Below are 26,387 nucleotides of genomic sequence, written 5' to 3'. Positions count from 1 at the left end.
TTAAAGGGCTTGCCTACTTATGTCACCTAACTGACTATTACATTGAAATTATTCATAAAAATCTCAAAAAATGCCCTCAAAGCTCCCAGGCGGATGGGTTCTGAATCTTTTAACCTTTCAACTCATAAAATTAAGAATATTGAAAAAGGCATCAAGTTCTATACGTCTATTAGGATTTAGTTGTCCAACACATATCGTTCTGAGGAAAGTAAAATGACTCTGTTCTTTCTAGTCTTTGAAAAAGATAGCGAAAGCATCCGTAAACCTTCAAATATCATTTAGGAAGAAAGTTGATGGTAATTTCCATATACGATATTAGAACTTCAGTGTTGAAGTAGAATGGAGTAAACCTCAACTTCCATTACTGAATTGGCTCTGAGACAGGATTTTTGGAGTTAGAGTTGTATTGTGAACCAAAGGCGTTCACACATTTAGGCAGCGGCTCCCGCACCTACAATGACATTTATGGTGTCAATGAAATGTTCTGCCACTGAGTAATCACACTATCTCCTTAGAAAGTGCCTACTGTGACGGCTCTGGAAAAGTGAGATATAGCAGTAAAACTCTCTCATCAGTAAAAGATCACAAGTGCATTTGCTAATTCGATTCGAAATAGGAAGTGACTTGAAAATAGGCTCAGTCATTACTGAGCCATGCCTTACGATTTTCATTCCACTTGAAGTAATAGTTTGCCTTGCGTTTGACCTTGTTCAAGCTCTTCATGAGCTAAAAATGCACAATCAAGTGGGTAATGACTATGAATGTGGATCTTTAATTCATTGTTTTGTATCAGCTCTTCAAGCTCTTTAATTGCTCGAATGTTGTCTTGCCTACAAACCGAGCCACCATTAAATACTTCAAATTTTATCGATTTCATGAATGCATTACTGATAGCTGATTCGAGCTGAGGCGCTTGATTACTTTGGGCAAAACCGTACCAAATGATGTGGCCGTTTTCAGCCAGTAACTCGATATCTCTTGCAATCGTATCTCCGCCAGTGGCATTAAAGATCAGATCTAACCCTTCAGGAAATTGTTGAAAAATGGTTTTATTAAGTCCATGATTTTTATAATTGAGTACGACATCTGAGCCCAATTCCTTCACGAAACTATATTTATCATCAGAACCTATTAAGCCAATAACCGTATAACCTTGTTTTTTTAGAAGTTGTACTAATACACTACCGACACTGCCTGCTGCACCATGTACCAACGCAATTTTATTTTGAGCATGATTCACTCTGTATGTTAACAACATTGCTGTTCGAGCGGACATAGCAATGCTACTAGCAATATCTTTTTGAAGTGTTACTGGGACAGCGACTTCCCAAGATTGTGTGCTTTGTGTATCGATGACCACATATTCAGCGTATGTTTGGTTTCCAGCAAAGGCAACCAGTTCACCAACTTGAAAGCCTTTAACGTCGTTGCCTACCAACTCTACAATGCCAGAGCCTTCTATTCCTAGAGTAAAGGGTGGCGTAGGGAGCCCTGGGAAAGCACCTTTTCGGATGTACGTGTCAGCGTAGTTTATGCCACTAAATGCCACCTTAATTAGAATTTGTGTTGAAGTAATAGTTGGTTTTTCTACTTCACTAGTAACTAGGTTTTCGATGCCACCAAATGCTTTTAATTGCACTGCTTTCATAAGTTGTTACCTATTTTATTTGTTTAAATTCGCTTAATTTCTAAACTAAAATCCGTTGGGGTTATCTATAATGTAAACCCAGCCACCATCCACATAGCGCATAACTTCAAGAGCTGTTCCTGTCATAGTATTTGATATCTCCCACTCCGAGCGAATCATGGCAACGTCATTATTAATGTGGATAGATACACTTTTTGTCACCATTTCCACATCACCTTGCATGAATGTTTTTAATACCTCTTTTATTTCGTCATGACCTCTAGCTTGATTACCCTCTTTATCGAGGACGAGTACTGCATCTTTATCAAAGAGAGTGCTCAAACCTTCTAAATCGTGCTGGGCAAAATACTGTCCAAAAAGAGCGTGAAGCTCTCCAGGTGTTTGAGGCTTGACATATTCTGTAGCATGTAGGCCAAATGAGAAAATAGGGAGAAAAAGTAAAATAAATCGCATAATTAGTCCTTGATTATTACTGTGCCAATGTAAACCCAATTGGTGCGTTGCTGGTTTGATAACAATAATGAACTTGGTTACTAATTAAAATTAGCTACTAAAAAGTAACTAGTTACACAAAGGTAACTAATGGTTTGTGGTAAGCTTGAACATTAGACTGATCACTAATGCATAAGAGCAATATGGATTATTATGAAAGTGACAAAAAAGGTAGTGAATCATCAAGTACAGCACGATGACTACTGTAGCGTGGATAAGTATTTAACTTTGATATCCACGAAGTGGACAGCTCATATCGTTTGGCTTTTGGGTCAAAGTGATGAAATGCGTTTTGGACAAATTCGCAAACAGTTAGCGTTGGTTTCAAGTAAAGTGCTCACAGAACGTTTGAAGCTGCTTCAACAGTATGGCTTTGTATGGCGTAGGCAAGAAGATACTATACCAGTGACCGTAAACTATGGCTTAACACATAAAGGAAAAGAGTTTGCACAAATAGTTAATTTTATTGTGCAAAAAGCGGACGACTGGGATTCGAGGTAATTAGGTGTAGAATACCCATTCTCTATCTTTTGGCGCTATTACTACTTGAACGATTCTTTTCTCATTCAGCATTACCCTCAACTAAGAGTTGGATTTTAAATAAAGGAGTTCAGACTTGCTCCTTTTTGCTATTCGGATAACTTTTAGTAAGACTAGTACACACTAATAGAATGTAAGTGAACAAAAGAACTAAATAGTTTTGGGGCATAAATGTTTTAGAAATGACAGCGTACCTATGTGATCGCTGCCATTTTAGTATGATACTTTAATACTCAGTATGAATCTTTATTACTTAGTATGAGACTTTATTACTCTCACACACTATGGACAACTATAATCAGGTAAGTCGAGTTGCAGTTACTTTTGACAACAACCCTAATGGAATAACTACGAAGGTAATGCCTCAATGTGAGAGTAATGGTGGCTGTGGACAACACTTCCCTCATAGCACAGTCCTGAGTATTTCTGGGAACACTCCTGCAGGTAAAGTGAGTATATCAGTTGGAATGACTACAACGGACGAGGGGAATTTTGATTGGAATTATTCAGAAGATGATTTGTCATCTTGGAGTGCTACAGTTGGGTTAACAGTATTTGAAGGCGTGGATGATCTAGAGAGTATCATGAGCGACGAATATAGCGTATATACTGCTCCAGTTCCGGGATGTGCAATATGCCAAGCGGGATTTGTAGTAGATAATTATGGCCAAGTAATCGGAACTACTGCAACGGCTTCAACTTCAAAGAATACAGCTACGATTGTAAATGCTTCATACGCAAAATTCGCTTCAGGAGCCCTCAACGGGATTCCTGAGTATGTAGTTATTGATGATGTTCACTTGATCGTTGATTCGCATCAGTCAGGTAATGACGGTGGTAACTACGGTGGACCTGGGGATGATAAACACGGCAATGATCACGAGAGCAATCACTCTGGTGGAGTAAACGAAAATAGTGATGGTTGTCAAGGGTGCAACACTCCTTGGGGTGGACGATAAGTAGTGAAATCATCCCGACTAGATTGTTGATCTGCTGATTTAACTTGTATTTATCTGGTTACGGAAAGGTGGTAACATTACCACCTTTCTAATTTGGATTTTTAAATATGAAGAAAAAAATATCTATACTTAAGATAATAAATGATTCTTTATCATCAATACATGAAAATATAAATTCTATTATACTTTCTTCTTTTCCGCTATTGGCGATCTATATATTTGAATTCTTTATTAAGTCTTTTGAACATAATATGGGAAAATTTGAGTACCACATTATATTGTCAATTTGCTCTATATTAGCATCTATTTCTTTCATATACCTATCTATAATGACACATAGAATTATCATTAATGGTTCTTCTTTTAATCGCTCATCAAGTAGTTCTTCTGGTTTTGATGGAGTTCTTAGCTATATTTTAAGGCTATTATCACTGATATTAATTACATTTCTACTCTTTTCAGTATCGCTTTTTATTGTTATGTCTATATTTTGGTCCGGATTTGGCCAAAAAAGTTTAAATGCATTGAATATTGGTATATTAATAGCAATGCTACCAACCATGGGGATTATTTCTCAAATAGTTATTGTACTCCCTTCAACTATAAATCTGAGTGGAGGAATTACATTTAGAACGGCTATTTTATCCTGTGAGGGAATAAGGAAAGAAGTGTTTATTCTTGTTGGACTACTCCCTATTGCATGTTCAATCGTACTAAAATATATACTCTCAGGAGACAATAACATTGTGCTTGAGTTTGTGTCATATGTAATTACTTTATTATTATGGATCATACAGTTAGCCATACTAACATCACTATATGAATATCTAGAAGAACACAAGTATATTCCCTTTGAATAAGTTACTGAGGCTTTGTTGCTTAAATAGATGGAACTAAATCTAGAAGCAACGATCTGATCGGCTACACCCATCAATCGTCGTAGCCTCATGCCGAAACCTCGTTACAAAACAACTAACTGGAAACAGTACAACAAAGCCCATTTTAGGTTTAGAAATTGCAGCACTCTGATGTGATCACCGCTATTTTAGTATAGAACTTTATTCCTCTCCCACATTAGTAAAAAACATAAACCAGAGAAGACTAAAGCCTATCTAAAATAAACGATGTCGCACTTATTTATTTTAAGTCGCAATTAATTCCGTAAATGACATCAGCGATGCCATAAAAACCATTAAGAAACACAAACCTCAACGTGTCGTCATCGAAGCTACAGGTCGATTAGAAATGCCTTTTATACTCGCCTGTGACAAAGCCAAATTACCTTATGTTATTGCCAACCCACTACGTATTAAAAGGTTTGCTGGTGCCATTGGTCAACGAGCTAAGAACGACCGTTTAGATGCCGCTCTCATCGCACATTATGCCGAACGTGTTCAGCCAGAACTGACCAAACTAAAAAGCGAAAACATACGTCTTATGAGTGACTTAGTCACAAGGCGTAACCAGCTACTCACCATGCAAACCATGGAAAGAAACCGACTACAAATATTACCTAAGAATATCTCGTCTACGATTACCCCTATCCTTACCGCCCTGAAAAATCAGATTGAAAAAGTAGAAGCAAAGATAGCGAAACTGATTGAGAGTTGTCCTGAGTATCAAGCCAAAAATACTATTCTCCAAAGCATGCCTGGTGTTGGTAAAGTCCTTGCGGCATCCCTAATTAGTAATGTACCCGAGTTGGGCTTTATCACTAACAAACAAGCTTCTTCTCTCATTGGTGTCGCACCGATAACAAGAGAAAGTGGCCGCTTTAAAGGTAAGCGGCTGATACAAGGAGGGCGGACTCAAGTTAGGACCGTTATGTACATGGCGATGATGTCGGCTATCCAATGCAACCCTGTTTTCAGAGCAACTTATGAACGACTACTTACGGCAGGAAAACCGAAAAAAGTTGCCATTGTTGCCTGCATGAGAAAGATGGTTGTTATCTTAAATTCAATGCTAAGAGATGGTGTTATGTGGGATACAGATAGCCTCAAAAATTAACTATTGACGCCATAGTCTCTTGTTATGCGCGTTCTCCACGATTGAACGCAGCTACGGTAGCGCGTAATCTAGTCAACTTAAACTCTGTAAGTAACACTGTAACAAAAGACAATATAGAAACGGAGATAAGTGCAATATTTATCAAGGTATTACCACTAAACTCATAAATACCTGATAGACCACTAAATAGTAAAAGACTGGCAATTATCGATAAAATCGAATCATTCGTTTTCACTTTATACTCATCAGCAGATATATCTTTTATTATCGAAACCGGATTTGAAAGTCCGTCAAGCCTAACTGCAATTTTTCCTTTTTTAATTTTAACTTTTATGCCAGAGCTTCTTAATGAATTAGCTAAATCTTCCATGATTGATTATCTCCATTTCTGCAAGCGCATAACGCCCAATTAAGGTGTGAGGCACGCAATACGATACTTCCGCATACCACCTTAACCACTAAAACTAACGCATAGTAAAAATGCCACGCGTGCCGAATCACTCTTAAATTGTTTGTTATAAAGCTGACTCTACGTTAAACGCCTTTTCTAACCACACCGAGCTAATGTACTGTCCATGTTTCTTTGCATACTCATTGAAAACTCCAACTTCTCTGAAACCAAACCGCTTATGTAATGCAACTGATGCGTCGTTTGGTAATGCAACACCCGACAATACACGATGGACACCATAAGCACGAATTGATGAGAACAACTGAGTATATAGTTTAGAACCTAAACCTTTCCCCTTTGCTTCTTGTGCCAAATAAACGGTCACTTCTACGGTGTCGTCAAAAGCTGAAATTGCTCTGTACTGTTGGGAACAGGCAAAACCTAGCAACACGCCGTTTTCTGTGGCTACATATAGTTGATATTTGGTAGTGCTAGAAAACTGAGAAAACCATTTCTGACGATTTTCCAGAGTAAATGGAACTTCCTCAAAACGTGCATTAGTATGCTCAATATAAAAATTAAAGATGTCGGTGATACCAGCAACATCTTCAAGTTTGCCTGTTCGAATTTCCACGAAATGTCCTTTTTCTTCGAGCTTTATAACGCCCTGTTAAGGGGTGAGCAACGCAATACCGAAGTCGCCGCATACCGCCCTAATCACTTAAACCAACGCATAGTAAAAATGCCACGCGTTGCGAATCCCTCTTGAACAGTTTGTTAAGCTTCTTCTTCAGGGAACCACATAACTACGTTTTGTTCCATAAAGGCTTTAAGGATAGACAGTGATTCTAGTGCATCAGACTTGGCTAAAAGTTCAGCTGACTCAAAGCGCCCATCGATCATCTTTTTTATAAGGGAGCCTGATTTGATACCCGCTTTAGCATGCACATACGGATTTCTAATTTTCCTTAGAGCTTCCAGTGAAACGTAAAGCTCTTCACCTATAATACTCTCGCTCAGTGAGTTATCGATAATCTTTTTAAATGACGATTCTGCAATCGCGTTTTGACCTCGCATTATGAATTCGCCAGATAAAGAATGCTCGATAAACGCTTGAGCAAGCAGAACAACAGCCATGTAGTTTCCATTGACATAGCTATTAGCTACTTCATGTAACGCAAGTTGTGATTGCATACCACCGGTTAACAGCTTGTCACCTTGTGGTCCAAACAGTTCATTTAACTCAACAAAACGTTCAATTTTATCGGCTTTATTAAGTTCTTCGTCGGCAAGAAAATTCTCGATTCCTTGCTTTTTTAGTTCTTCGTAATCCATAGTTTTCTCATTGAAGCTTAACGCCGCATTAAGGTGTGAGTAACGCGACCACGAAACCCAACCATACCACCGTAAATACTGCACCCAAAGATGGAATGAAAAATGCCAAGCGTTAGGAATCACTCTTAAATGCTTTGTTAAGTGTATCTTTCGAGTATGGAGAATTGAGATGGTGTATTAAGTCACCCAAAAAGTATGAGTGCTGTATTTTGCCATTCGTTTCAAAGATGTCAGTACCTTCAGTAATGTCAAACTCATGCTCAGCAATAAGAGTTTGATTACCTACATACAACTTAACCCTAATCTTAGTTTCTCCCCCTAACACAGTTACCAATTTCTCGTTAAATTCTTGAACTAAGTTAGTTCTTGACGAGATCTTTGGCGATGTATCAGAGAAATAGTACTCTTCTGAAAAAGTAGCTAAATCTAACGACTTAACTAATCCGGAAAACTTGAAACCGCCAGAATACCCAAGTTCAACTTCTTGACCTGCCGGTATTCTGACTACAGTGTTTTTACTTATGTCACCGCTAAGACCAGAACTAGAGGACGCGTTTGACAAAACCCCTCTTTTGTCTACATCAACTACATCTAGTGATGTGATAAAAACATCTGAATCACTAACGTTCAAAACTGTAAAATAAAGGAAAGCTGTTTCATAAAGGTTATTAGGAAAACCTTGATATTCAGAAACAAAGAAATTATGTACAGGTTCAAAACGAGCTCCTTTTATATACAAGTCATCATGGCTCTCACTTTCATATGACGGTACAAATAATGCTAACAAACCAATGATTGAAGCAACTGAACCAACTGCTCCAACTTTGTTCCAAATTGTAAGCATTTTGAATCTTCTTATAAAACTCATTTTTGCCATAAACAAAAAACCTATTCTGATACACTTAACGCGCAGTTAAGGTGTGAGAGACGCACATGCACCCTAACCTAAAATAAACTCTGATAAATCCGTGCCTATTTGGGCACTAAAACCCCAATGCGTTTCGAATCGCCTTGAACGTCTTGTTATTCCGCAACTAAAGTCGGCTATGTTTACGCCTAATCTTTTGATATGACGAGAAATTTTCGGCATGCAGGCAAAAATCGAAGCCGAAGTATTTGGCAGCTCACTACCTTAAATCGCTTTAGCGTCACTCTTTAATTGCTGCGCCATATTAAGGTGCGCTTAAAGCGCTTTAAGGCTAGCATGGAAATGACCAATATTCGCCCTTTTCGCCGCTTTTCCACCCTATTACCCCGCCACTTTCACTCTTAGGCTACAATCACGTACATTTAGCCTGAGAGATCCGTTGCGGAAATAACGCCCAGTTAAGGGGTGAAGCACGCAATAACCAAGCCTCTGCATAGCACTTCAACACCAAAAACCTCCGCATATCAAAAATGCCACGCGTGCTGAATCCCTCTTGAACTGTTTGTTAGCTTAAATTAGTAGCACCACGCTACACCACCCCAAAACAGAATATTCAGAGTCCAAACCATAATGCTTTGAACTGGAAGCATATGGAAAACTAACTGGGGACATGCCTTAAGCTCACTTAGAGAGAACAGCATTTGAGGCTGAAAATCCCAACTCGTCGCTAAGCAAAGACCTCTTTTGAATCTAGGATGATTCACCAAATATTCTGCATAGGATGAATAAATTGTCCATAAGCCCAAAAAGCCAAATAACTCGATTGCAGAAATCACTTCCAAACTAAAGGGCAATAGTGAAGGTCCGCCAATGAGTAAAATCGCCGCAAATACCCATTTTTTGTTTCTCATTACACATCCTTGTTAATGATTTAAGCTAACGCTTTCTAGACGGCTTTTAGCCGCCTTTCATATTGCTATGATGCAACCTTTTTAATAACACATCAATGTGTAATCAATAGGTTAACGAAAGTTAACAGAGATTAGATTGCACGATGCCTTATAATTTCAGAAAAATGCTGTTACCCAAGCTTCTTCGGATAACTTTTAATAGGGGAAAATTATAGATTCGAAGTAAGTAAGAGCTTTTACTCTGAATTGTTTTGGGGCATTAGTTAGTTCTATTGCCGAAGCGACGAGATCAGAAGCGGGTTGGAGCAGAGGTGATTTACGAAACAACCTGTTTCGCAATCGTGCAAGACCCTCTTGCATAATTGGTTACTAGAGTTTGTCCAACAACCTGTTGGACAATTGGGAAACAGCTTGTTTCACAAATAAATCTCATGACGGCTTCTTGCGCTCTAAACACATCTTGGGGCATTTCTGTGTTACACATCCCGTCAGCACACCTTGGGCATAAACATTTTAGAAATAGCAGCATACCTATGTGATCGCTGCCACTGTCTAGTATGAATCTTTATTACTCTCTCACAGTATTACGTGACGTTTAAAATCACATTTGGAAGCGATGATGGTGTTGCTTCTGGCCAGGCCCAAGAATAGGAAAAATACTGAAAATTGGCTCGAGACATTCGTGACGTTCGCCACCTAATGTTGATCTTACGAAGTGACCTAAGCGCTTTACTTGGACTGATGTGCTTTGCACTGGCAAAAGCAAGACAAAAAGACCCTAAAGCGCATCAATAAGTTGATTAATGACGTTAAACGTTCCTCTTTTGAGGGGATAGGGAAGCCTGAGTCACTAAAGGAGAACCTGTCAGGATTTTGGTCGCACCGTATTGATGATACGAACAGGTTGGTCTATGCCGTGGATAATCAGGCGATAACCATTATTTCATGCCGCTATCATTATTAGGCAATCCAAACATCAAAAATAGAAACATCAAAATAATAGGTACCAAAAGAAATGCGGAAAATTGTTTGTCTACTACCGTTGTTACTGTCTGGTTGTGTCGCTGTTTAGGGACAATCTTATAACATCGATATTGCAAATAAGGACTATGTACAGGTTAACTATGATTCGTCAATGACCAATTACAAGGCCATGCTAAGCGAATTTACCACGCATTGCGCCAAGTAAGACAAGGATTACGTCAATGAAAGTGCGATTACAAACGGTTGGGAAATTACTATGGCCGTTTATCGCTGCGTTGAGAAGAGAGAGAACAGTTAACCATTAAGCCACCAGCACAGTGGCTTTTTTGTGCCTAATTGATAGTATAGGCACAATTGTACACATAAATGGAGTGCAGAGAGAGTTCAATGAGCATTTATGAGTTCACCTTAAACATCGGCAACATCAATATCACGAACGACAACGATCTACTTGATGTGTCACGCAAACTATACGAGGGCGCTTGTTCTGACGCTGTGGTAATGTCTGTTGATGAAATGCTGTATATCGAATTTGAACGAGAGGCCGGAACGTTCGTTCAAGCGGTTACACAAGCAATTAAGGACGTAGAATCGGTCGAGGGCTACGATTTACAAGTTATCTCGATTGAGGGCGACCTTGTGAGTTTGGGCGAAGCTGCAGAGTTCACCGAGGTTAAGAAAAGCACACTAGCAAAATACAAAAAGGGTACATTTGGCGGCGGAGGCTTCCCTGTGCCAGTACGAAAGGCTTCAAAGAAAGATCCTCTTTGGAGACTTAGCGACATAGCAGATTGGTTATACAAAAAAAACAAGATAGCAATGGAGCTAGTAGAACGCGCTCGTCTGATGGATGTAATTAACCATCATCTAGAGACCAGGTTGATGAAGAATAGCGATAAGTACGCAAACCTATTCATCAATATCCAAACTAACCTAATAATTCCCATAAAGTCATAAAGTCATAAAGTCATAAAGTCTCAGCTGCCATCAGCGTATAGCTGGTAGCTTCTTTATGCGTATCGTAATTGCTTAAAAGGAGGATCAATAATTGAAAGACTATGATTTTTCAATAGTGGCTAAGTTTCAAGACAACATGAATGCAGACTCGCTTTGCAAGCCATCTAATGCGATCAAAGAGTTTAACCCATCCGATTACTTAACCGATCAACAGGCTATCCAAGCCTATATTGATGAAGCAGCAAGCACTGGTGAACCAGCGATAATCGCCGATGCCTTAGCAGTTGTTTCACAAGTTAAGGGTATGGACAACACCTTACACCCGCGCGACAACCCTTCTTTATCGTCACTTATCGGGCTGGCCAACGTTCTAGGCATATCAGTTCGATTAGGTATCAACATTAAATAACTTATTCCAGTAGTTCGGTTGGGCCGAGTTACTGAAATAGTGCCTCGTCAGGAATCTAGTCAATTTAGTTTCACTTCTTACAGAACAGAAACTAACCCGCCAATTACCGGCTGCGACATCGCCTACAAGAAAAAACGGCGCGACAAGATTGATGATCTGAGCAAGGTTTTCGACAGAGCGTTTAGAGAAAGTAATGGACAAGTTCAGTCTCGTCCAAGAAATGGAATAAACTTCTCAAGAAGATTAGGATTAGTCGGATAATGAGTCAGTTATCAACGTTTTACTGTGTTCTTTACCGGTGTCCACAAGGCACTACGGGTAAAGCTTAATCCGTTACCTGACATTTGGTTAATGTAGTGAGGTAGCAGACTACTTCACCGAGCTATTTCGCCTTTCAATGGTGTTTGGATTGAGCTATTAGAATGGTCTTGTTGATGAGCAAATGGCTCAAAAACTGGCGATGTTCGTTAACGTACCACTCCAGAGTCAATAGTTACTATTGATAAGATAAAATACGTTAAGAAAAATTAATTATGAGTTTGGCTTTCAAAAATTTTATTTTTATTTCTTAATTTAAACCAAATTTTCTTTCTACCATTATTCTTCAAAATAAAACCTCCAAAACCACACCACTTTGGCCACTTGTTATTCTTTGAAGTAGGTCAAGTTTTGATTTTTGACTATTTGATTTTTTCTTTTTACTGATTTTTTTATTATTAGATACATTTATTAAATCAATGATTTTATTAGACATACAATGCCCCTTACTTAATGATTAGGGTGTACTGAACATGCGTTATTTTATGATATAGAATGAAGGGAGCTTACAGAGAAACTTATTAAGGATGACGCTGGGAAAACTGACTTTATACTTTTTTATCTGAAACAACTATTGATCAGAGCTACTACTTCCTTACCACTGGATTACAAGCGATAAGGAAGCTAAGTTTTGTAAGACTATTACAACGTCGTTACATTTTCTGCTTGAAGCCCTTTAGGACCTTTACCTACGGTAAAAGAAACCTTGTCGCCTTCAATAAGTTTTTTAAATCCATCCCCAACGATGTTGCGGAAGTGAACGAATAGGTCGTCGCCGTTATTTTGAGAAATGAAACCGAAGCCTTTAGCTTCATTAAACCACTTTACTGTACCAATTACTTGATTAGACATATTATGCCCCTTATATAAATTAAAATTAAGGTGCACTGAACATAAGTATTATTTTAAGGATATAGAATTAAGGGAGATACAGAGAAAAACTTGCTAGGGATGACACTGGAAAACTTACTTTATATTTTTATCTTCAAACAACTCTTCGTCAGAGCAAAATCAACTATACACGTTTCAAAAATTAAAGATAGCTTTATTTTCTATTTTTATACTAATAATGCACGTTACAGACCCCGAAAGCGCGCCATATGAGCCGCTATAGAATGCTTTAAGCAACATTTTGACACCCAAGAGGAGCATTGTTCCTTATCATCCTACTATAATCATAGAGCAACCTATATGAGTTAAAAGTCCGTTTTCTGTACTCGGTCTATCGTACTGATTTTTTCATATTAGGTCGTTTCAGTCTTCAAGGTGTTAAAGTTGGTATACTAAAACTAAATTATTATAAATGAGCGCAAGCATGAAACAAAAGAACTACAACAAACTTAACGATGAAGAGTTAGAGTTTGTTAATGACAAGGTCGCAGCCTTACTCCTAACAAGTCCTAGGAGTGCTCGTTTGTTGCTCTGGATAATGGTGAGTCTTTCAATTGTGATGGTTGGTTGGGCATCTTTTTCTGAGATAGATAAAGTCATTGTCGGTTTAGGGAAAGTCATTCCTTCCTCACAGGTTCAAGTTATACAAAACTTGGAAGGCGGGTTAATTAAAGAAATTTTAGTAAAAGAAGGTCAATTAGTCGAAAAAGGTCAACCATTAATTCTCATCGATGACACGCTCTTTCGTTCAGATTTTCGTGAGCATGAACAACAAGTCGCTAACTTGAGTGCATCTGTATTACAATTGACAGCCTCGATAAATAGCGTTCAAGTTAACAATGACTTTGACATTAAAGATTGGCGACAAAATGTCACACTAAACTATGACCAGCTAATGTTCCCATCATTTTTAGAAGAAACTCAACCTGAACTAATCCTACGTCAAAAAGCTGAGTATCTAGAAAACTTAAATAATATACGCAACCAGCTATCAGTGATTGATCAGCAAGTCATACAGAAACAACAGGATTTGATTGAAATAAAAGCACGAGTAGAAAACTTACGTAGGAGTTATCAATATGCAAAAAAGGAACTGGATATTACCAAACCTCTAGCTGACGAAGGTATAGTTCCACGCATTGAATTACTTAAATTACAACGACAAGCCAATGATAGCAGGCGTGAAATGACATCTAGCAAGCTTAAAATTCCCGTATTAGAGTCATTAATTCAAGAGTTCATGCTTAAACGAATAGAGGTCGCGCTACAATTCCGATCTGAACAACAAGAAAAACTTAATAGCACCCAAGATCAACTATCTTCTTTGGTAAAGTCTACAGTTAACTTAGAAGATAAAGTCAATAGAACCGTGGTTTACTCACCAGTAACGGGAAAAATTAAAACGTTGAGCATAAATACAGTTGGTGGAGTTATTCAACCAGGTATGGATATCGTTGAAATTGTGCCAACCGAAGATGCTCTACTGATAGAGGCAAAAATAGCACCAAAAGATATTGCATTTTTACGTCCTGAGCTACCTGTTATTGTCAAGCTTACCGCTTATGATTTTAGTAAGTACGGTGGTTTAAAAGGGGAGTTAGAACACATTAGTGCAGACACAATCCAGGATGAAGAAGGTAACGACTTTTATGTAGTACGTATACGTACTGATAAAACTAATCTCGGTGATAAAGATCTACCAATCATTCCAGGAATGACAACATCAGTTGACATAATAACCGGAAAGAGGACCATTTTAGAATACTTAATGGGGCCAATTCTAAATACAAAAAACACAACAGATTAATAACTTACACTGTTTTCACAAATCGTGATACCCGTTACCATTGAAGATGTTTAACTTCTTATGAAATTGGACCTATAAAGCCTAAGTTGCACAATTATAGTAGCCGCAAACATTTGACCGAGAATACGTACTTTCATATATGTCTCTATGGGCCCCCTCATCGCATTGTCACTAACTAATGAATATTAGTATATTAGGAACTAGTGTTCGGAATTATTCTAAATGAATAGAATATTACTTTAACCGTACACTACTAACTTTTTCAATGTGTAATAATACGTCCATTACATCGCTGTGAGCCTTGAGTAACTTTCTCTTAGCAATCGTCCATGCCGCCAATTTCCCATAAGCGTTCACACTTACCTTAATGGAATGCTCATGCTTCTGGTTGTTCTCATCGTACTTGGTGTACCGCGCTACGTAGTATTGCTTACCATCGATGGTAGTTAACCGTGGTTCAAGACTTTTCGGCAAGCGCGCCAGCAAGTTGAATTGCTTACGAACGCGATCCCAACAACGCCCCCATAGTTCCTTGCCGATTTGGTTGCGTATTTTGGTTGCCTTGCGTAGACCTTTCTTTTCACCAATGCGAACAAACCCGACAGAGCGACGAATATAGCCCCCTTCCGGCTTAGGCACACTAACGGCATAACAGGTCTTTTTCTTGGTGATGAATCGATAGCCTGTGTTAGATACGAAATAAGCATAAGCGTTACGACACTCTGACACTCTATAACCCTCAAATAAACAAAACATGTAATTCCTTTCGGTTGGATTTGGCTGGCCATTGTTGCCCTTTCTTGGCCAAATGGATAACGTTACAGTGTAACTATGTTTTCTTATATTCCTAATTAATGCGACAGATTGATAGTCTTTAGGTCGTCATAACTGCAACCAAGCACCAGCTTGATTGCCTTTTTGCTGAACCCTTTTTTCATTAATTCTCTTACCTTTGGTTTAAGGTCATTCGGAATTGAGGTTCGGGAAAGTTCCTGTTGTCGAAGCTTAAATTCGTTTACTCGTAAGTTCGCGTTCATTAGAGCCTTACACATAATTTCCCCTCCCTCTATTCTGCCTTTGGTTTTAATGAAATGCCTGTTGTGTACTCTTTCGCTTCGTCGTGGAACGTTCTTAAGTAGTGGTCAGTCACGGCAACACTAGAGTGACCAAGCGCGTCCTTAATCACTTTCAAAGAGGCTTTCTTTTCAAGCAGGAGCATGGCGTACATTTTTCGCATCGAGTGTGTTGATAGCTGATATGGCAATCTCAACTCCATTGCTATGCGCTTATACGCTCGGTTGATATACTGGATGCTGATCGCATTGCCCTTTTTGGCCAAGTGGTGATTAGATTGAAACATCAACTCATTATGGCCATTGTGTAAGTAGATACGTTTAATCAGTTCTTCCAGTTCGGCATTAACGTGAATGGTGATTCGAGCGGCCTCTTTAGCGGCTTTTTCGCTCTTACCTCGGGCCATACGGCCTTTAAAACCTTTTGATTGAACAATGTTAAATGAAGACCGGATCACGCCATTTATCATCACATCGCTGAATTTTAGCTTCGAAATGTCGCAATAACGTAAACCTGTACGAACCTCCATTTCAATCATCATAGAGATAAGTGGGTTAATGTCATCCATTAAACGGATTATTTTTTCCAACTCGTCTAAGTCACGCGCAGGGAAAGCAGGCATTAGATCAACTCCACGTGATTAGCATTAACCGTTTTAAACTCGCCACCAACGAACACTTGAATTTGTAGGGTTCGAGATAACAAGCTAAATCCCAAGAATAAGCCTAGTTCGCCATCGACACGCACGAAGTCGTGGTGAACAGGTAAGCGGCCAAAGTGGTTGATCATCTTGGTTTGTGCTTGGATGCTTTGAGCTTCTTTAATTGTGTTTATGGCAAAGCGAAGTTGAGAGCGAATCTTTAGCGCATTATTACCTTTTCGAGCCTTGCTGATCGTGCCTTGCACACAAGGGAAACCGTAGAAATTGCGAATGATGGCGGCGGCTTGTTCTTGGCCTCCACATTCATTAATTAGCTCATCCAAAGAGATAAGAATAAGGTCGTGGTGGCGCTCTTGGATGGCACTGCGTTTACTCGCCCACTCATCCGAAAGCGACACCAATTCATTTTTTTTAAACATTTTTGCTGATCCTTTTTTGGCAAAATGCCAGTGTTTGCTCGGAATACAATATATTCCAAAGGAATATCTTTTTCAACTATGTTCGGAATAATTACATTAAAAGCACGAAGGGTTTCAGAAGTGACCGACTAATCAACTTTTGACAAATAACGCAATAGTGCTCAAAACACCACCAGCAAGAAGTCATTTTTTATCAATATTCCTATGGAATATTTAGGTTCATTCACCAAAATGCCAGGATTAGAAAGCAATCTTAGATATTTGATAAGTCATTGTTTTTATTGGATTTTGTGTCTTTTTGCGTCGATGACCAGCGACAAAGCATTGGATAAGTTAGTTTCAGTTCTGTCTAGAACTGAAACTAAAATAGGTTTTTTTGAAACTCGCCACGACAATTACCCGCCTGTGGTAATATAATGACGGTGTTACGCCGTCACGCGACACGAACAAATATGCATATCCTCAATTATTATGCGGTATAGGTCACGTTCTCAAAACCTAACTGCTAGTAACGATATGTTTGCATTATTTTGCATATCTAGACAATCAAAGATCACAGTCTCATAATACTCCGCGAACATCAGCTCGGTTGGCGAGAATCCCCTAAACTCTTTCCAAATCAGAGCTATATACGTATTGGCTATCCAGTCAATTGGCTTAAGAGATATAGATATGCACTGCACGTTGAATCAATTAATTCCACTCGAAATACTAGATAAATGTGACCTGTCCCTAGATGTATTTAGCAGCTCGTTCCTTGATGACGCGACCGACATTTGCATGATGCATCTTATCCAATCGCATCCGAACGCACTATGCAATTCATCCATTAATCGTGATGACGTATTAAACTTCGTTCGAGATCACTTCTCCGCTTAAAAAGCAACACTTATAACTTTCTTCTGTTCGTTTTTTATTTAATTCCGAACACAAAAACGGTATGCTACGCATCAAGGATAAAGGTAGGGTTTTTCGTTACTCGCATACGCTCATGGATGGAGTGTAACCTTTATCCTCCAATGTAATTTGGAGCAACCGTTCACCATGATTAATAAAAAAAATACTGAAATTAAAGATTTAAAAGCTATTGATATAGAAACACTTAATCAATTACTTGCAAATAAACAAACGGCAGATGCGCGCCTAAAACGTGCCTTGAAGCACCGCGCGACTTTTTCCGAACAAATAGATGGCAAGGAAGATAGTGGACTATTCAATGATCGCATCGTAGCTGTAGTAAAACGTGGTAATCCAACCACTCGTTTACTTGAGTATATTGAGGCCGCGAAATCAGCCAATAGAGAGCTTTTAGAGCGCGCACCTCAATATTTCAACAGCTCATCTAACTCATTTAAAGAGACGACCGTAATTGAGAACGTCCGTCGCGTTAACATCACAATTAATAAAGCAGCTAGCAGCCAGAAAGTCACTGGTGCACGTCTAGCCAAAAGACTTGAAGCATACCTACGCGACCTCGACCGTAAACTCTCCTACGATCTTCCAGAAGATGAGAAAGAACAGCTCACTAACAATAAAAACACTGCATTGAATGAATTGAAATACTTCAAAGACAATGCAGACGTTGAGTTTAGAAAGCGCGGTCAAGAACACAATGACATTGTCGCTATTATCCATACTTATGATGGCAACAATGGTAGCATTTCTCGCGTAGCTAAAAAGGTTCACGTTAACGCTGGTGGCCTTGTTCTAATTAGGCATCGCTCTTGTAAAGATCACGATGTGCTAATCACGAACAACACCACTGAGGGACGTTCGATATTCGATGAAGCGAATGCTTTTAAGTCGGTATTGTACCCTAACGCTAATATGTATATAGAAAGCGAAGTTGACGCTATTCGTGAAGCCAGAAAAGAGCTTAGAAGCAAGAACGAAAGCAAAGCACGTTCGCAGTTCGATGGATTAGTGAACTAAGGTTTTAAGCTAAATTATTGTTGTTCCGCTTTAATTGGTGATTTGGTGGCGATATTTAACGGTATCGCCACCTTTTCATATTACTTTTATATGTTGACACCAACGGAATTAGGCATCGTCCGATTCAAGCGCTTCCAGTACCCATTGTTCTACGGAACTGCGAGACTCTAGCATGCTCTCTGTTACTTCCATTTCGTGCGGCACATAATCTACCAATTGAGAAAAGCAGTATGTATCCCAACGGTCAGGTGATGGGATGTTCATTTTCTCTTTCATCATCGGTTTTGGCATCATTACCCATTGGCCTGACTCGTTGATTGCACAAGGTATTTTACTGCCTTGTTCTGCCGTCTTGACGTTCTTATCTATCTGCATGCGGCCTTGGTTTATCGCATCCCGAGCCATAACATTGGCATACGCACGCTGGTTAAAGAAACGCTGCTTATCGCTGGTGGAGTGCATCTTCTTACCCCAACGAATGCGCTGTACGCGCCGTCCGTAGCGTTCTAAGCAAGTCGCCGTGTCATAACCTACACCGTCACTATCCACTGCTATCGTGATGTTTGGGTACAAGTCCTCACTACACTCTGCATGGATAATGTCAGCGAACCGAACCGGATCGACCGTGCTTGGTTGTTCAAGCAATTTCACGCTCTTAACGATGCGCTCCATGCGTTGACCCCAAACCTTGCAGATATTGAGTATCGAGCGGTCACGACCATTACCAACGTCCACCAGCGCAGCCCAACCCCAACCATCGGGCATATCGAGGTTGAGCCTTGCGCTTTTGTCCAGCGCATCCCGACTAAGCAGCATGCCAGCAATGGAACTTGGGAACTCCCCACGTACTTTAATCAGGTATTCCGGTGCCTCTCGACCGCCATACTCCAATCGCTTATCGAGGATAAATTCCACGGTTACGAACGGAGATTCCTCGGAGTTAAGCCGGATGGCTCGCCATCGACCACTAGGCTCGGCTAATCGGTGATGCGTATCGTAGAAATAGCCGCTAGGGCGCGTTGGCTGGCTCAATAACAGCATTCGGTTATCTTTCTCGGTCAATGCCCCCGCTAACACACCAAAAGCCTTGTCAGAGACGCCTGACGCCTCATCGACAATAACAAACAAGTGTTTAGCGTGTTCACCCGCTAGCGCTTCCTCGTTACCAATACGGCACGATTTAGCACTGGTTTGCCAGATACCTTTTGCTGAGTTTTCAAAAAAGGCTGTCTCGGTAATGGTGAAGTATTGCTGCAACCAACCATGCTTTTGTAAGAGCGTGTTCCAGTTGGATTTTAGGTACTTCCATACACCGATTTGTACCTGTCTCGCGTTGTTCGCCACCAGCACAACACGCGCATTGGGGAAGCAGAGCATGAAAGCAATGATCATGATACTGGTCATGTCTGACTTGCCTGTACCGTGGCCAGAGCTGACAGTCGTTCGCGCACCAATACGCTGAGCACTATCAATGATTTTGCGCTGCTGCCAGCTCGGCTTCTTACCGACTAGCTCAACAGCGAGGCGTTTCCAGTCATAGCGATACCGCTTAACTAGGGCAGGGTAACGGGGATCTTGTGTTACGCTCTTTATTCTTCTAGCCACCAAGTACCTCGAAGCTGTCTACATCGTCAAACCCCGACACTCCCTCGTTATCGAGGTCATCATAGGCTTGCTCTTTAGCGGCTTCGTTTTGTATTTGGGATGGGGATAGGGTAGGTTCTACGCCGTTCTCTAGGTCTTCGGCTTCTTTGATTCGTCGGTTTACTTCTTCTTTGCGCGCAGGTAGCCAGTTATCTTGCTGCTCAATCTGCTCTAACGTGTAGTCATCAAACAGCTCATCCAGCTCTTGCTCACTGATACCAGTGTCGTCTACTTCTGGCTCTAGGTTCGCTAGTTCTACCTTAGCTTCATGCAATAGCGTTGCTGGTGGACGTGCGCCTAACTTCTCGATTTGCTGACACGTATCTAAGGCTGTCCAGTTGTTCTTAGTGCGCAGAGAAAGCATTTCTATTACTAGGCTGGTTTCTTCCGCTGGCAGTAAGTGTGGCATCATCAATTCAGCGTATTCCTGTTTACGCAAATCGATGTAGCGCTTGGCCTCTTGTTTGGCCATCGTGGAAATACTCAATTCCAGTTCACGCAATCTGGTGCCATAGCCAAAGATGAGACGGTCACGCATGGCGTTTATGTCTACTGGCTGGTTTTCGTCATCGAGCGGAATGTCTCCGCTTTCTTCCATTTCATCGATCTCTTTAAGGCGTTTAGCTAACGTCTCATTCATTCGGTAATACTGCGAACGGGCAATAATCAGTTCGTTGCAAACCGAAAGCGGATCGGTATCCATGAGAATATCCATGATTTCGCCAGTAACACCCGCACTACGGGCATAACCACCATGCACAACAGGGCGACCCACTTGAGCACTGGAATACTGCGAAAGTCCCTCAACTGATCGCGGCTTGCGCAGTGATCCAATACCCCCTGTTTTCGCGCGATCGCCTTGCGCACTTTGCGCTTGCGCAGTTGCCCCCGCTTCTTTGGACTTTGATTTATCAGCCCTTTTTTTCTTCTTGTCGTTTTTCGCTTCTTGGAATTTCGCTAATTGCTCATCGTAAAGATCAAATAATCGATCAAACTCGGGCAGCGATCGCATGGAATTAAACTGGCGGCGCAATGTCGCACCATTCACCCCTTTATCTTTCGCAAAAGCGGCCATCGTGAGCGTTGGGTTTTGAGCGCCACGCACGAGAAATTCTTTCAAAAGGGAATGCCAGTCATTGCCCTGACTGGTCTTTTTCGCTTTGATTTTTGGCATAACGGACGGTTGAAACTTGCCGCCCGTTTTGGCTGGCCGTTTTATATATCGCTTAGCGGTGCCGTACTTCAATCCGTTGGCTTCACAATACTCGGCCAGCGTCAAAGTCGGCTGCTTCTCTAACTGCTCCCAAAACTGCTGTTGGTGAGCCTGATAGTCAATCTTGCCGGACACGGTTAAACCCCATTTATTTTGTTACGTTCGGAATAATACAGAGTTCAAATAGGTAACAACAATACGAACGAGACTAGTTAAAACAATCATTTGATTGTCAATAAGGTTTTAACTAAAAATTTAATAACGCGACATTAAATAGTATTTACAGTAACGATTTTCTGCATATAATCATGGCCAGCTAGTGAGTAACGCTACTCATGTACAATTGATTCTGCAGCACGATATAGTAATTGGCTGCGTTATCTCACTAGCCACCTTTTCCCCATACCCAAGACAACGCGCTACGTGACGAAAGGAATACCCCTTGAAAGCACCCGAGCGCATCAAATTCAGACACAAAGCCAAAGCCAAAGCACGACAAGCCACGTTTAGAACTCGCCAGCGAGAAAAGGGTTTAGCATTACTTCAAGCGCGTATCTCACGCCTTGCTCACGCCAAAGCGTGCGAACAATGCGAACAGAACGGGATTACCCTGACCGAGCTGTATCAGTTGGCCATCAACAACACTGCTCCAAACGAACTACCAGAAAAGCACCCCGAAGTAATCGAGGGCGACCTAGTAGGGACACGCCAAATTAGCCCTTGGATTGATCCATCAGCGGCAGAGACGTTCGAGAAATTGGCCACCAACTACCGCAATCGAACCATAGCGATGAGTGCTATCGTCTATGCGTATTGCGCTCGATGCGAAGCTGAATGAACCGAACTGGACACGTGGGGCGCACTGTGCTTTGCGCCCGTTCCTCTCGCCTTAATGGCAGACACAACACCACTGCATTCAATCCTGGCATTTCTTGGTTGCTTAAGCGGTTCGAGCGCACCGGACTGGCTTGAATTTGACAGAATCCCGCACCGAACTTACACCCACATCCTTTCGATATGGCTCGCTGTAACGGCTTATGGCTATCATTTGGCGATAGGGGGTACATTCATACCCATTGAGGCGTTAAAGGCCACCAGCACGATTCTAGGTGCGATTCTGTGTGGATTTGGATGCGGTTGTGTGTCGCATTGGCTTGGGGATGTGTTAAACCGCCAGCCAGTGCCGATTTTCACCCCATTTGATAGGTACTGTTTGAATCTATTCGCTTCGGGGAGCCACCAGCGAACCACATGCGTATTCATTTTCTCGGCAGCATGTATTTTAGTTGGCTTTTTACGGCCTTATTCATTCCGAATAGACTTGTTAAAAATGACATTTTTAACATAAGAAAAGGCCACGTTTTACCGTGGCCTTTTGATTTTGAGGAGTTGTCAATAACAGGTAATTCAATAACCAATCAATTGGCCATCTATATTTTGGAGTATCCACGTCCATTTTCTTGCGAGCGAGGTAAATATAGGACACTCAAAACGCCTTTTAAATAGGTTGAAACACGACACATAAAAAAGAGCCAGTATTTCTACCAGCTCTTTAACTCTCTTTTGCAAACCTTCTTTGAATCACTCGCCGAAGCTGTACGCTTCACACGAAAACAAGGCAATTATATTGACACTTCCCTAGAAAAATCAAGAAAAAAGCCCCAATAGAATAACCAAAGGCGCTTGAGCACAGTTGTCTAAGATTTTTAAAGGAAAACACGGTCGTCACAATGGCAACTATGTAACTCGCGTATAAATAAATTTATCCGTTCGGAATGCTAGTTTCAAGCATTTTTTACCTAGCTACTCGCCTAGCTCTTTACTAGAAACACTGGCTAGCTCATCACTATGTGCCGTGTGGGCATTTAAGCCATTTAATAGCTCTGCCTCTGTAAGCAATGAGCGTTTCTTTTTGTTCTTAGTCGCCTTGGGAACTGTTTTACCTTTCTTTTGTGCTTGAGTACGCATGCTTCACCTTTTGTAGTGCATCGCTTTGTTAATACTATGCTCTTTACTCCACTCAATCTAGCTGACGCTTTCAGTTTGCTTAAGGTGATTGTTTATTTCGTGAATCATCTTGCGTAGGGAGTTATCCAGCTCTTTGGTGTACAGCTTATCCTTGACCAGCTCTCGCTTAAGGATGCGGTCGTGCTTGCGATGCCAGATTCTCATAGTGCCTACTCATATAGGCGCTCTTTGGTAGGGGATAGATAGAACAAAGGGCTGACCCTCTTTCGAAAATCAACCCTTTGCCCTCTTTGGGAGCCTGTAGGTTTTACCCTACAACGCTTGCACAACCTTATTAAACAAGCGCACCGTATAGGAAGTCGTATCCGTCACTGTCCTATGGGAGCAATACTAAACTCATTCCGAACACATCACAATATTTGTTTGCGTTTCATTTTGTGATTTTTTACCCATTAAAAGATTGTTTCTGTCGCTTTTGGCTGGTGGCTTTCTTGAGCGTTTCGTAATAGCCAATCTTTATCAGAAAGAAGTACCACAGCGCGTTAAGAGGCGTAATTTGCCTAAACTGTAGGTCAGCAAACCAGAATCGTTTTTTCAGATGCTTGATGGCCATATAGGCTAACCATTGGTGTTTAAATCTAAGTACCGTCACTAGGCGCGCTTTCTTCACCTTAAGCGTGAACACATAGACCCTTGATTTACTCACTGCTTGTCTTTCCCTCTAACTGGTATCGAAGCGGAGCGGTAAGCCATCCCCAACGCTTATGTCGCCAAATATCGCTAATGGTGGACTGGTGTACGCCATATTCCTCGGCTAGCGTGTGTTGGCATACCTGTTTAGTGAATAACAGCTCATAGATGCGTAGAACTTCACTAGGGGATAGCTTGGATGCGTAGAACTTCACTAGGGGATAGCTTGGATGCGCAGTTCTTTCCTCGGCGGTCTACGTTGTCCTTTACAGCCTTTTCAGCGGGTACACCAGCCCTTAAGCCGTCTTAGCACTCTGCGGTAACTGGTATCGGTAGCGGCGCATAGCTGTCTTGCGGTCATTACCTCGCCTTGGTAGGTCACTAGGTGCTTGGTAGCCTCGGCCAGTAGTTCCTCTCCGGTTCGTAGTCCTTTGTGATACGCGCGATAAAGGGAAATCATTGGATAACCAGTTAGCTGAGCGAGACGGTACACGCTCATCGATTGACCCTGATATTGAACACTCATAGTAGCTCACTCCCTTAAGCCACTTTAGCGATTTGCTCATAGATACCAGTAAGGTGCGTTCTGCCTACCTTACGGTTAAAGCGCATGGATGGTGTTTGTAGACCTTTCTCGGTAAAGAGCACTAAGGCACTGCCGAAGTTCACACCTTGCTTTTTGGTGTGTCCATCTGTCTCATAGAACGGGTAGCGGCCATCCGGCTTGTAAATCATCGTGGCGTAGCCCTCAACCAAGTCCAGCCACCACGTTGTGAGTTCTTCATGTGGTAACAGCATCATGCCGTCACGGCCTTTTCTGGCTTATTCTAGCGCCTTTTCTAGAAACTCAAACTTAAGGTCAAACGGAGGATTGCACCACCAGCCATCTTCCCATTCGCCTTGTAGGCCATCGAACCCAACACAAACAGGATTTAGGAGCTGAGCGGCCTTGTGTTTTGGCTTAAGGCTTGGGAATCCGCTCGGCTGTTCGTTAATCCAGTCAGGAGCCACATAGAAGCGGTTCACCTTGGCGGTTTGTGGCTCGGCGGCCACGTCTAAAACAAACTCTTTTCCGGTATCACGTCGAAAGAGGAATTGAGCATCAAAGAAGCAGTCCCAACGAGTCGCCCATTTATTCTTTGCGCCCTCGACGGTCTTACTTTTGACTAGGTGCGCCATTCTCTGACTTCTCCCCACTCTTGGCCGCGACAGTAATGCGCTCGATGCGCTCTGCGTCCAAATCAATATTCACTCGCTCTATCTTTGGATAGACCACCAACCCATAAAAGCTGTATGTGCCAATACCAATTAAAGCCACTAGCGCCAACACAATGGTTATGGCCAGTAGCCGAACGGAGCCGATAAAGACACGCAGCCCAATTGCCTTGCTATCATTCATGGACGCGCACCATGCCCTTGTAAGCAGAGAACAATACGCTGTGCTCGGTTTTGACACCTAAGCGCTCTTTCGTCGCCGGATTAATGGTTGTGCGTTCACGCTCTATGTGACGGAAACGGCCAAAGCCTCGAATTTGCACCTCACGGCCTTTCGCAATCTCAACCAGAATGTGATTGATCATTGCGTCCAGACAATCGCCCACCAGCTCTGCATCATCACCAGTAAGCTTTAAGCCAAGGCGTTTAGAAATGTTTCTTTCAATGTCAGTTCGGTTTAAGCGTGTGCTCATTAATGTGCCCCCTTGATCTCGTTTACCTTGTTTGCCAGCTCATCGCGGAATACATCCGATGCACTAAAAGTCAGCTTGTCTCGCGCAGCTACAATCGCTGGTGCTCCCGTTTTTGGATTACGGCCAGCTCGCGCTTTCTTAAGGCGAGGTGCGAACGTACCGAAACCACTAAGCAATACAGCATTGCCCTCAATCATGGTTTGAGTTGAGATTTCTTCGATAAAGGCATCAAAAACCAGCTCGCATTCTTCACGTAATGCGCCCGTTTCTTTCTTCATTGCTGAGATCAGTTCGTGCTTACCTACGACTTTTTGTTTAGACACGCTAAGTCCTCTTGAATATCTTTCAGATAAATTCCGTGCTGTTGGCCTAGAAGATTGATGGCGTAAAGAACCAGTTCTTCTCGACTGCTACAGCCAAGTTCTATTTGGAGTCGCCTAATTTGCTCTCGTTGTGTCGCGCTGGCGCGGTAGTATTGACGTTTAATGTCAAACCTAGCCATCTTGGCCAGATGACGATTCCAGCGCTGTTGAGGTGTTAAGGCGTTTTTCTTGGGTTTACGTCTTGCCATAAGACGA

The 26,387-nt window shown here is 41.4% G+C and carries 35 protein-coding genes and 1 pseudogene; 10 read left to right on the top strand and 26 right to left on the bottom strand.

All coding sequences use genetic code 11. From position 1 onward, the window contains the following. Positions 1-667: 667 nt before the first annotated feature. Together MTF70_RS20890 and MTF70_RS20885 are read right to left on the bottom strand one after the other, a co-directional pair. A complete protein-coding gene (locus MTF70_RS20890) occupies positions 668-1,648 on the bottom strand; it encodes a zinc-binding alcohol dehydrogenase family protein (protein ID WP_171343405.1) in 981 nt (326 codons plus the stop codon). 45 nt (positions 1,649-1,693) lie between these two features. After that, positions 1,694-2,101, bottom strand: a complete 408-nt coding sequence (locus MTF70_RS20885; RefSeq protein WP_248394400.1) for a nuclear transport factor 2 family protein — start codon at positions 2,099-2,101, stop codon at positions 1,694-1,696. Positions 2,102-2,293: 192 nt separating this feature from the next. Between MTF70_RS20885 and MTF70_RS20880 the strand changes: the two genes are divergently transcribed. The 4 genes from MTF70_RS20880 (at position 2,294) to MTF70_RS20865 (ending at position 5,649) form a co-directional block, all read left to right on the top strand. Further along, positions 2,294-2,641, top strand: coding sequence for a helix-turn-helix domain-containing protein (locus tag MTF70_RS20880; RefSeq protein ID WP_171343403.1), 348 nt, complete (start codon positions 2,294-2,296; stop codon positions 2,639-2,641). Between the two features lie 323 nt (positions 2,642-2,964). Beyond that, positions 2,965-3,639, top strand: coding sequence for a hypothetical protein (locus MTF70_RS20875; protein ID WP_171343402.1), 675 nt, complete (start codon positions 2,965-2,967; stop codon positions 3,637-3,639). A 107-nt stretch (positions 3,640-3,746) separates the two neighbouring features. Next, positions 3,747-4,499 carry a hypothetical protein gene (locus tag MTF70_RS20870; protein WP_248394398.1) on the top strand — a complete coding sequence of 251 codons (753 nt, stop codon included), beginning with the start codon at positions 3,747-3,749 and terminating at the stop codon, positions 4,497-4,499. A 292-nt stretch (positions 4,500-4,791) separates the two neighbouring features. Further along, positions 4,792-5,649 carry an IS110 family transposase gene (locus MTF70_RS20865; protein ID WP_348983408.1) on the top strand — a complete coding sequence of 286 codons (858 nt, stop codon included), beginning with the start codon at positions 4,792-4,794 and terminating at the stop codon, positions 5,647-5,649. 22 nt (positions 5,650-5,671) lie between these two features. Here MTF70_RS20865 and MTF70_RS20860 read toward each other — a convergent pair whose 3' ends face one another. From MTF70_RS20860 to MTF70_RS20830, 6 genes and pseudogenes are all read right to left on the bottom strand, one after another. Further along, positions 5,672-6,019: a hypothetical protein gene (locus tag MTF70_RS20860; RefSeq protein WP_145531947.1), complete on the bottom strand. Its 348-nt coding sequence runs from the start codon at positions 6,017-6,019 to the stop codon at positions 5,672-5,674. Between the two features lie 145 nt (positions 6,020-6,164). Then, a complete protein-coding gene (locus MTF70_RS20850; RefSeq protein ID WP_031779151.1) occupies positions 6,165-6,674 on the bottom strand; it encodes a GNAT family N-acetyltransferase in 510 nt (169 codons plus the stop codon). Between the two features lie 143 nt (positions 6,675-6,817). Next, a complete protein-coding gene (locus MTF70_RS20845) occupies positions 6,818-7,459 on the bottom strand; it encodes a hypothetical protein (RefSeq protein ID WP_248394417.1) in 642 nt (213 codons plus the stop codon). A gap of 28 nt (positions 7,460-7,487) precedes the next feature. Next, the gene (locus tag MTF70_RS20840; RefSeq protein WP_171343302.1) at positions 7,488-8,252 is read right to left on the bottom strand and encodes a hypothetical protein; all 765 of its coding nucleotides are present in this window, start codon (positions 8,250-8,252) and stop codon (positions 7,488-7,490) included. 449 nt (positions 8,253-8,701) lie between these two features. After that, positions 8,702-8,810: pseudogene (locus tag MTF70_RS24455) on the bottom strand (DUF3265 domain-containing protein); the annotation flags it as partial. A gap of 8 nt (positions 8,811-8,818) precedes the next feature. Beyond that, positions 8,819-9,154: a hypothetical protein gene (locus tag MTF70_RS20830; RefSeq protein ID WP_047104544.1), complete on the bottom strand. Its 336-nt coding sequence runs from the start codon at positions 9,152-9,154 to the stop codon at positions 8,819-8,821. 748 nt (positions 9,155-9,902) lie between these two features. On the opposite strand from MTF70_RS20830, the gene MTF70_RS20825 reads away from it, so the two are divergent. The 3 genes from MTF70_RS20825 to MTF70_RS20815 all read left to right on the top strand — a co-directional run bounded on the left by MTF70_RS20825 (position 9,903) and on the right by MTF70_RS20815 (position 11,504). Beyond that, the gene (locus MTF70_RS20825; protein ID WP_080996187.1) at positions 9,903-10,118 is read left to right on the top strand and encodes a Txe/YoeB family addiction module toxin; all 216 of its coding nucleotides are present in this window, start codon (positions 9,903-9,905) and stop codon (positions 10,116-10,118) included. A gap of 407 nt (positions 10,119-10,525) precedes the next feature. Further along, a complete protein-coding gene (locus MTF70_RS20820) occupies positions 10,526-11,095 on the top strand; it encodes a hypothetical protein (RefSeq protein ID WP_171343336.1) in 570 nt (189 codons plus the stop codon). Positions 11,096-11,186: 91 nt separating this feature from the next. Further along, complete coding sequence (locus tag MTF70_RS20815; protein ID WP_171343335.1) at positions 11,187-11,504, top strand: hypothetical protein; 318 nt, start codon at positions 11,187-11,189, stop codon at positions 11,502-11,504. A gap of 604 nt (positions 11,505-12,108) precedes the next feature. On the opposite strand, the gene MTF70_RS20810 is transcribed toward MTF70_RS20815, so the two are convergent. Then, on the bottom strand, positions 12,109-12,258 hold the full coding sequence (locus MTF70_RS20810; protein ID WP_165615990.1) for a hypothetical protein: 150 nt from the start codon (positions 12,256-12,258) through the stop codon (positions 12,109-12,111). A 206-nt stretch (positions 12,259-12,464) separates the two neighbouring features. Then, on the bottom strand, positions 12,465-12,674 hold the full coding sequence (locus MTF70_RS20805; RefSeq protein ID WP_017634094.1) for a cold-shock protein: 210 nt from the start codon (positions 12,672-12,674) through the stop codon (positions 12,465-12,467). A 463-nt stretch (positions 12,675-13,137) separates the two neighbouring features. Here MTF70_RS20805 and MTF70_RS20800 point away from each other — a divergent pair, with 463 nt between their 5' ends. After that, on the top strand, positions 13,138-14,520 hold the full coding sequence (locus MTF70_RS20800; RefSeq protein WP_171343334.1) for an HlyD family type I secretion periplasmic adaptor subunit: 1,383 nt from the start codon (positions 13,138-13,140) through the stop codon (positions 14,518-14,520). A 234-nt stretch (positions 14,521-14,754) separates the two neighbouring features. Here the strand turns inward: MTF70_RS20800 and MTF70_RS20795 are convergent, their stop codons facing one another. The 3 genes from MTF70_RS20795 to MTF70_RS20785 form a co-directional block, all read right to left on the bottom strand. Beyond that, positions 14,755-15,276, bottom strand: a complete 522-nt coding sequence (locus MTF70_RS20795) for a hypothetical protein (RefSeq protein ID WP_017634092.1) — start codon at positions 15,274-15,276, stop codon at positions 14,755-14,757. Positions 15,277-15,586: 310 nt separating this feature from the next. After that, positions 15,587-16,216 carry a tyrosine-type recombinase/integrase gene (locus MTF70_RS20790; RefSeq protein ID WP_017634090.1) on the bottom strand — a complete coding sequence of 210 codons (630 nt, stop codon included), beginning with the start codon at positions 16,214-16,216 and terminating at the stop codon, positions 15,587-15,589. Beyond that, complete coding sequence (locus MTF70_RS20785) at positions 16,216-16,674, bottom strand: hypothetical protein (protein WP_054577250.1); 459 nt, start codon at positions 16,672-16,674, stop codon at positions 16,216-16,218. Before MTF70_RS20785 ends, MTF70_RS20790 begins: the two co-directional genes overlap by 1 nt. Before the next feature lie 1,044 nt (positions 16,675-17,718). Between MTF70_RS20785 and MTF70_RS20780 the strand changes: the two genes are divergently transcribed. Further along, a complete protein-coding gene (locus tag MTF70_RS20780) occupies positions 17,719-18,606 on the top strand; it encodes a hypothetical protein (RefSeq protein ID WP_248394396.1) in 888 nt (295 codons plus the stop codon). Between the two features lie 108 nt (positions 18,607-18,714). Here MTF70_RS20780 and MTF70_RS20775 read toward each other — a convergent pair whose 3' ends face one another. Together MTF70_RS20775 and MTF70_RS20770 are read right to left on the bottom strand one after the other, a co-directional pair. After that, positions 18,715-20,211 (bottom strand): hypothetical protein, encoded by a 1,497-nt coding sequence (locus MTF70_RS20775; protein WP_017634087.1) that lies wholly within the window; start codon positions 20,209-20,211, stop codon positions 18,715-18,717. Beyond that, the gene (locus tag MTF70_RS20770; protein WP_248394394.1) at positions 20,204-21,598 is read right to left on the bottom strand and encodes a hypothetical protein; all 1,395 of its coding nucleotides are present in this window, start codon (positions 21,596-21,598) and stop codon (positions 20,204-20,206) included. The genes MTF70_RS20775 and MTF70_RS20770 overlap by 8 nt, the downstream gene beginning before the upstream one ends. Before the next feature lie 307 nt (positions 21,599-21,905). On the opposite strand from MTF70_RS20770, the gene MTF70_RS20765 reads away from it, so the two are divergent. Beyond that, a complete protein-coding gene (locus tag MTF70_RS20765; protein WP_248394392.1) occupies positions 21,906-22,301 on the top strand; it encodes a hypothetical protein in 396 nt (131 codons plus the stop codon). 965 nt (positions 22,302-23,266) lie between these two features. Here MTF70_RS20765 and MTF70_RS20760 read toward each other — a convergent pair. The 11 genes from MTF70_RS20760 to MTF70_RS20710 form a co-directional block, all read right to left on the bottom strand. Beyond that, on the bottom strand, positions 23,267-23,431 hold the full coding sequence (locus MTF70_RS20760; protein ID WP_248394390.1) for a hypothetical protein: 165 nt from the start codon (positions 23,429-23,431) through the stop codon (positions 23,267-23,269). 57 nt (positions 23,432-23,488) lie between these two features. After that, positions 23,489-23,635: a hypothetical protein gene (locus MTF70_RS20755; RefSeq protein ID WP_248394389.1), complete on the bottom strand. Its 147-nt coding sequence runs from the start codon at positions 23,633-23,635 to the stop codon at positions 23,489-23,491. Between the two features lie 241 nt (positions 23,636-23,876). After that, positions 23,877-24,137 (bottom strand): hypothetical protein, encoded by a 261-nt coding sequence (locus tag MTF70_RS20750; RefSeq protein WP_248394387.1) that lies wholly within the window; start codon positions 24,135-24,137, stop codon positions 23,877-23,879. Further along, the gene (locus MTF70_RS20745) at positions 24,130-24,336 is read right to left on the bottom strand and encodes a hypothetical protein (protein WP_248394385.1); all 207 of its coding nucleotides are present in this window, start codon (positions 24,334-24,336) and stop codon (positions 24,130-24,132) included. The genes MTF70_RS20750 and MTF70_RS20745 overlap by 8 nt, the downstream gene beginning before the upstream one ends. Before the next feature lie 62 nt (positions 24,337-24,398). Continuing rightward, the gene (locus MTF70_RS20740) at positions 24,399-24,647 is read right to left on the bottom strand and encodes a hypothetical protein (protein WP_248394383.1); all 249 of its coding nucleotides are present in this window, start codon (positions 24,645-24,647) and stop codon (positions 24,399-24,401) included. 14 nt (positions 24,648-24,661) lie between these two features. Beyond that, positions 24,662-24,922: a hypothetical protein gene (locus MTF70_RS20735; protein WP_248394381.1), complete on the bottom strand. Its 261-nt coding sequence runs from the start codon at positions 24,920-24,922 to the stop codon at positions 24,662-24,664. Positions 24,923-24,943: 21 nt separating this feature from the next. Continuing rightward, on the bottom strand, positions 24,944-25,300 hold the full coding sequence (locus MTF70_RS20730) for a phage N-6-adenine-methyltransferase (protein ID WP_248394379.1): 357 nt from the start codon (positions 25,298-25,300) through the stop codon (positions 24,944-24,946). Beyond that, the gene (locus MTF70_RS20725) at positions 25,278-25,520 is read right to left on the bottom strand and encodes a hypothetical protein (RefSeq protein ID WP_158174344.1); all 243 of its coding nucleotides are present in this window, start codon (positions 25,518-25,520) and stop codon (positions 25,278-25,280) included. The genes MTF70_RS20730 and MTF70_RS20725 overlap by 23 nt, the downstream gene beginning before the upstream one ends. Beyond that, on the bottom strand, positions 25,513-25,809 hold the full coding sequence (locus tag MTF70_RS20720) for an HU family DNA-binding protein (RefSeq protein ID WP_158159308.1): 297 nt from the start codon (positions 25,807-25,809) through the stop codon (positions 25,513-25,515). Before MTF70_RS20720 ends, MTF70_RS20725 begins: the two co-directional genes overlap by 8 nt. Continuing rightward, positions 25,809-26,132, bottom strand: a complete 324-nt coding sequence (locus MTF70_RS20715) for an HU family DNA-binding protein (RefSeq protein WP_248394377.1) — start codon at positions 26,130-26,132, stop codon at positions 25,809-25,811. The genes MTF70_RS20720 and MTF70_RS20715 overlap by 1 nt, the downstream gene beginning before the upstream one ends. Continuing rightward, positions 26,111-26,380: a hypothetical protein gene (locus tag MTF70_RS20710; RefSeq protein ID WP_248394375.1), complete on the bottom strand. Its 270-nt coding sequence runs from the start codon at positions 26,378-26,380 to the stop codon at positions 26,111-26,113. Before MTF70_RS20710 ends, MTF70_RS20715 begins: the two co-directional genes overlap by 22 nt. Positions 26,381-26,387 lie beyond the last annotated feature (7 nt).

Source organism: Vibrio sp. 2CM40D (assembly GCF_023161825.1).
In the GTDB taxonomy this organism is placed as follows: domain Bacteria; phylum Pseudomonadota; class Gammaproteobacteria; order Enterobacterales; family Vibrionaceae; genus Vibrio; species Vibrio alginolyticus.
Note: the sequence above shows the minus strand (reverse complement) of the source record. Positions and strands in the feature narration are given on the sequence as shown.

Coding starts and splice junctions, on each gene's coding strand:
- MTF70_RS20890 (WP_171343405.1), bottom strand. CDS start 1,648: ATGAAAGCAGTGCAATTAAAAGCATTTGGTGGCATCGAAAACCTAGTT.
- MTF70_RS20885 (WP_248394400.1), bottom strand. CDS start 2,101: ATGCGATTTATTTTACTTTTTCTCCCTATTTTCTCATTTGGCCTACAT.
- MTF70_RS20880 (WP_171343403.1), top strand. CDS start 2,294: ATGAAAGTGACAAAAAAGGTAGTGAATCATCAAGTACAGCACGATGAC.
- MTF70_RS20875 (WP_171343402.1), top strand. CDS start 2,965: ATGGACAACTATAATCAGGTAAGTCGAGTTGCAGTTACTTTTGACAAC.
- MTF70_RS20870 (WP_248394398.1), top strand. CDS start 3,747: ATGAAGAAAAAAATATCTATACTTAAGATAATAAATGATTCTTTATCA.
- MTF70_RS20860 (WP_145531947.1), bottom strand. CDS start 6,019: ATGGAAGATTTAGCTAATTCATTAAGAAGCTCTGGCATAAAAGTTAAA.
- MTF70_RS20840 (WP_171343302.1), bottom strand. CDS start 8,252: ATGGCAAAAATGAGTTTTATAAGAAGATTCAAAATGCTTACAATTTGG.
- MTF70_RS20830 (WP_047104544.1), bottom strand. CDS start 9,154: ATGAGAAACAAAAAATGGGTATTTGCGGCGATTTTACTCATTGGCGGA.
- MTF70_RS20820 (WP_171343336.1), top strand. CDS start 10,526: ATGAGCATTTATGAGTTCACCTTAAACATCGGCAACATCAATATCACG.
- MTF70_RS20810 (WP_165615990.1), bottom strand. CDS start 12,258: ATGTCTAATAAAATCATTGATTTAATAAATGTATCTAATAATAAAAAA.
- MTF70_RS20805 (WP_017634094.1), bottom strand. CDS start 12,674: ATGTCTAATCAAGTAATTGGTACAGTAAAGTGGTTTAATGAAGCTAAA.
- MTF70_RS20800 (WP_171343334.1), top strand. CDS start 13,138: ATGAAACAAAAGAACTACAACAAACTTAACGATGAAGAGTTAGAGTTT.
- MTF70_RS20795 (WP_017634092.1), bottom strand. CDS start 15,276: ATGTTTTGTTTATTTGAGGGTTATAGAGTGTCAGAGTGTCGTAACGCT.
- MTF70_RS20790 (WP_017634090.1), bottom strand. CDS start 16,216: ATGCCTGCTTTCCCTGCGCGTGACTTAGACGAGTTGGAAAAAATAATC.
- MTF70_RS20785 (WP_054577250.1), bottom strand. CDS start 16,674: ATGTTTAAAAAAAATGAATTGGTGTCGCTTTCGGATGAGTGGGCGAGT.
- MTF70_RS20780 (WP_248394396.1), top strand. CDS start 17,719: ATGATTAATAAAAAAAATACTGAAATTAAAGATTTAAAAGCTATTGAT.
- MTF70_RS20760 (WP_248394390.1), bottom strand. CDS start 23,431: ATGCGTACTCAAGCACAAAAGAAAGGTAAAACAGTTCCCAAGGCGACT.
- MTF70_RS20755 (WP_248394389.1), bottom strand. CDS start 23,635: ATGAGAATCTGGCATCGCAAGCACGACCGCATCCTTAAGCGAGAGCTG.
- MTF70_RS20740 (WP_248394383.1), bottom strand. CDS start 24,647: ATGAGTGTTCAATATCAGGGTCAATCGATGAGCGTGTACCGTCTCGCT.
- MTF70_RS20735 (WP_248394381.1), bottom strand. CDS start 24,922: ATGATGCTGTTACCACATGAAGAACTCACAACGTGGTGGCTGGACTTG.
- MTF70_RS20730 (WP_248394379.1), bottom strand. CDS start 25,300: ATGGCGCACCTAGTCAAAAGTAAGACCGTCGAGGGCGCAAAGAATAAA.
- MTF70_RS20725 (WP_158174344.1), bottom strand. CDS start 25,520: ATGAATGATAGCAAGGCAATTGGGCTGCGTGTCTTTATCGGCTCCGTT.
- MTF70_RS20720 (WP_158159308.1), bottom strand. CDS start 25,809: ATGAGCACACGCTTAAACCGAACTGACATTGAAAGAAACATTTCTAAA.
- MTF70_RS20710 (WP_248394375.1), bottom strand. CDS start 26,380: ATGGCAAGACGTAAACCCAAGAAAAACGCCTTAACACCTCAACAGCGC.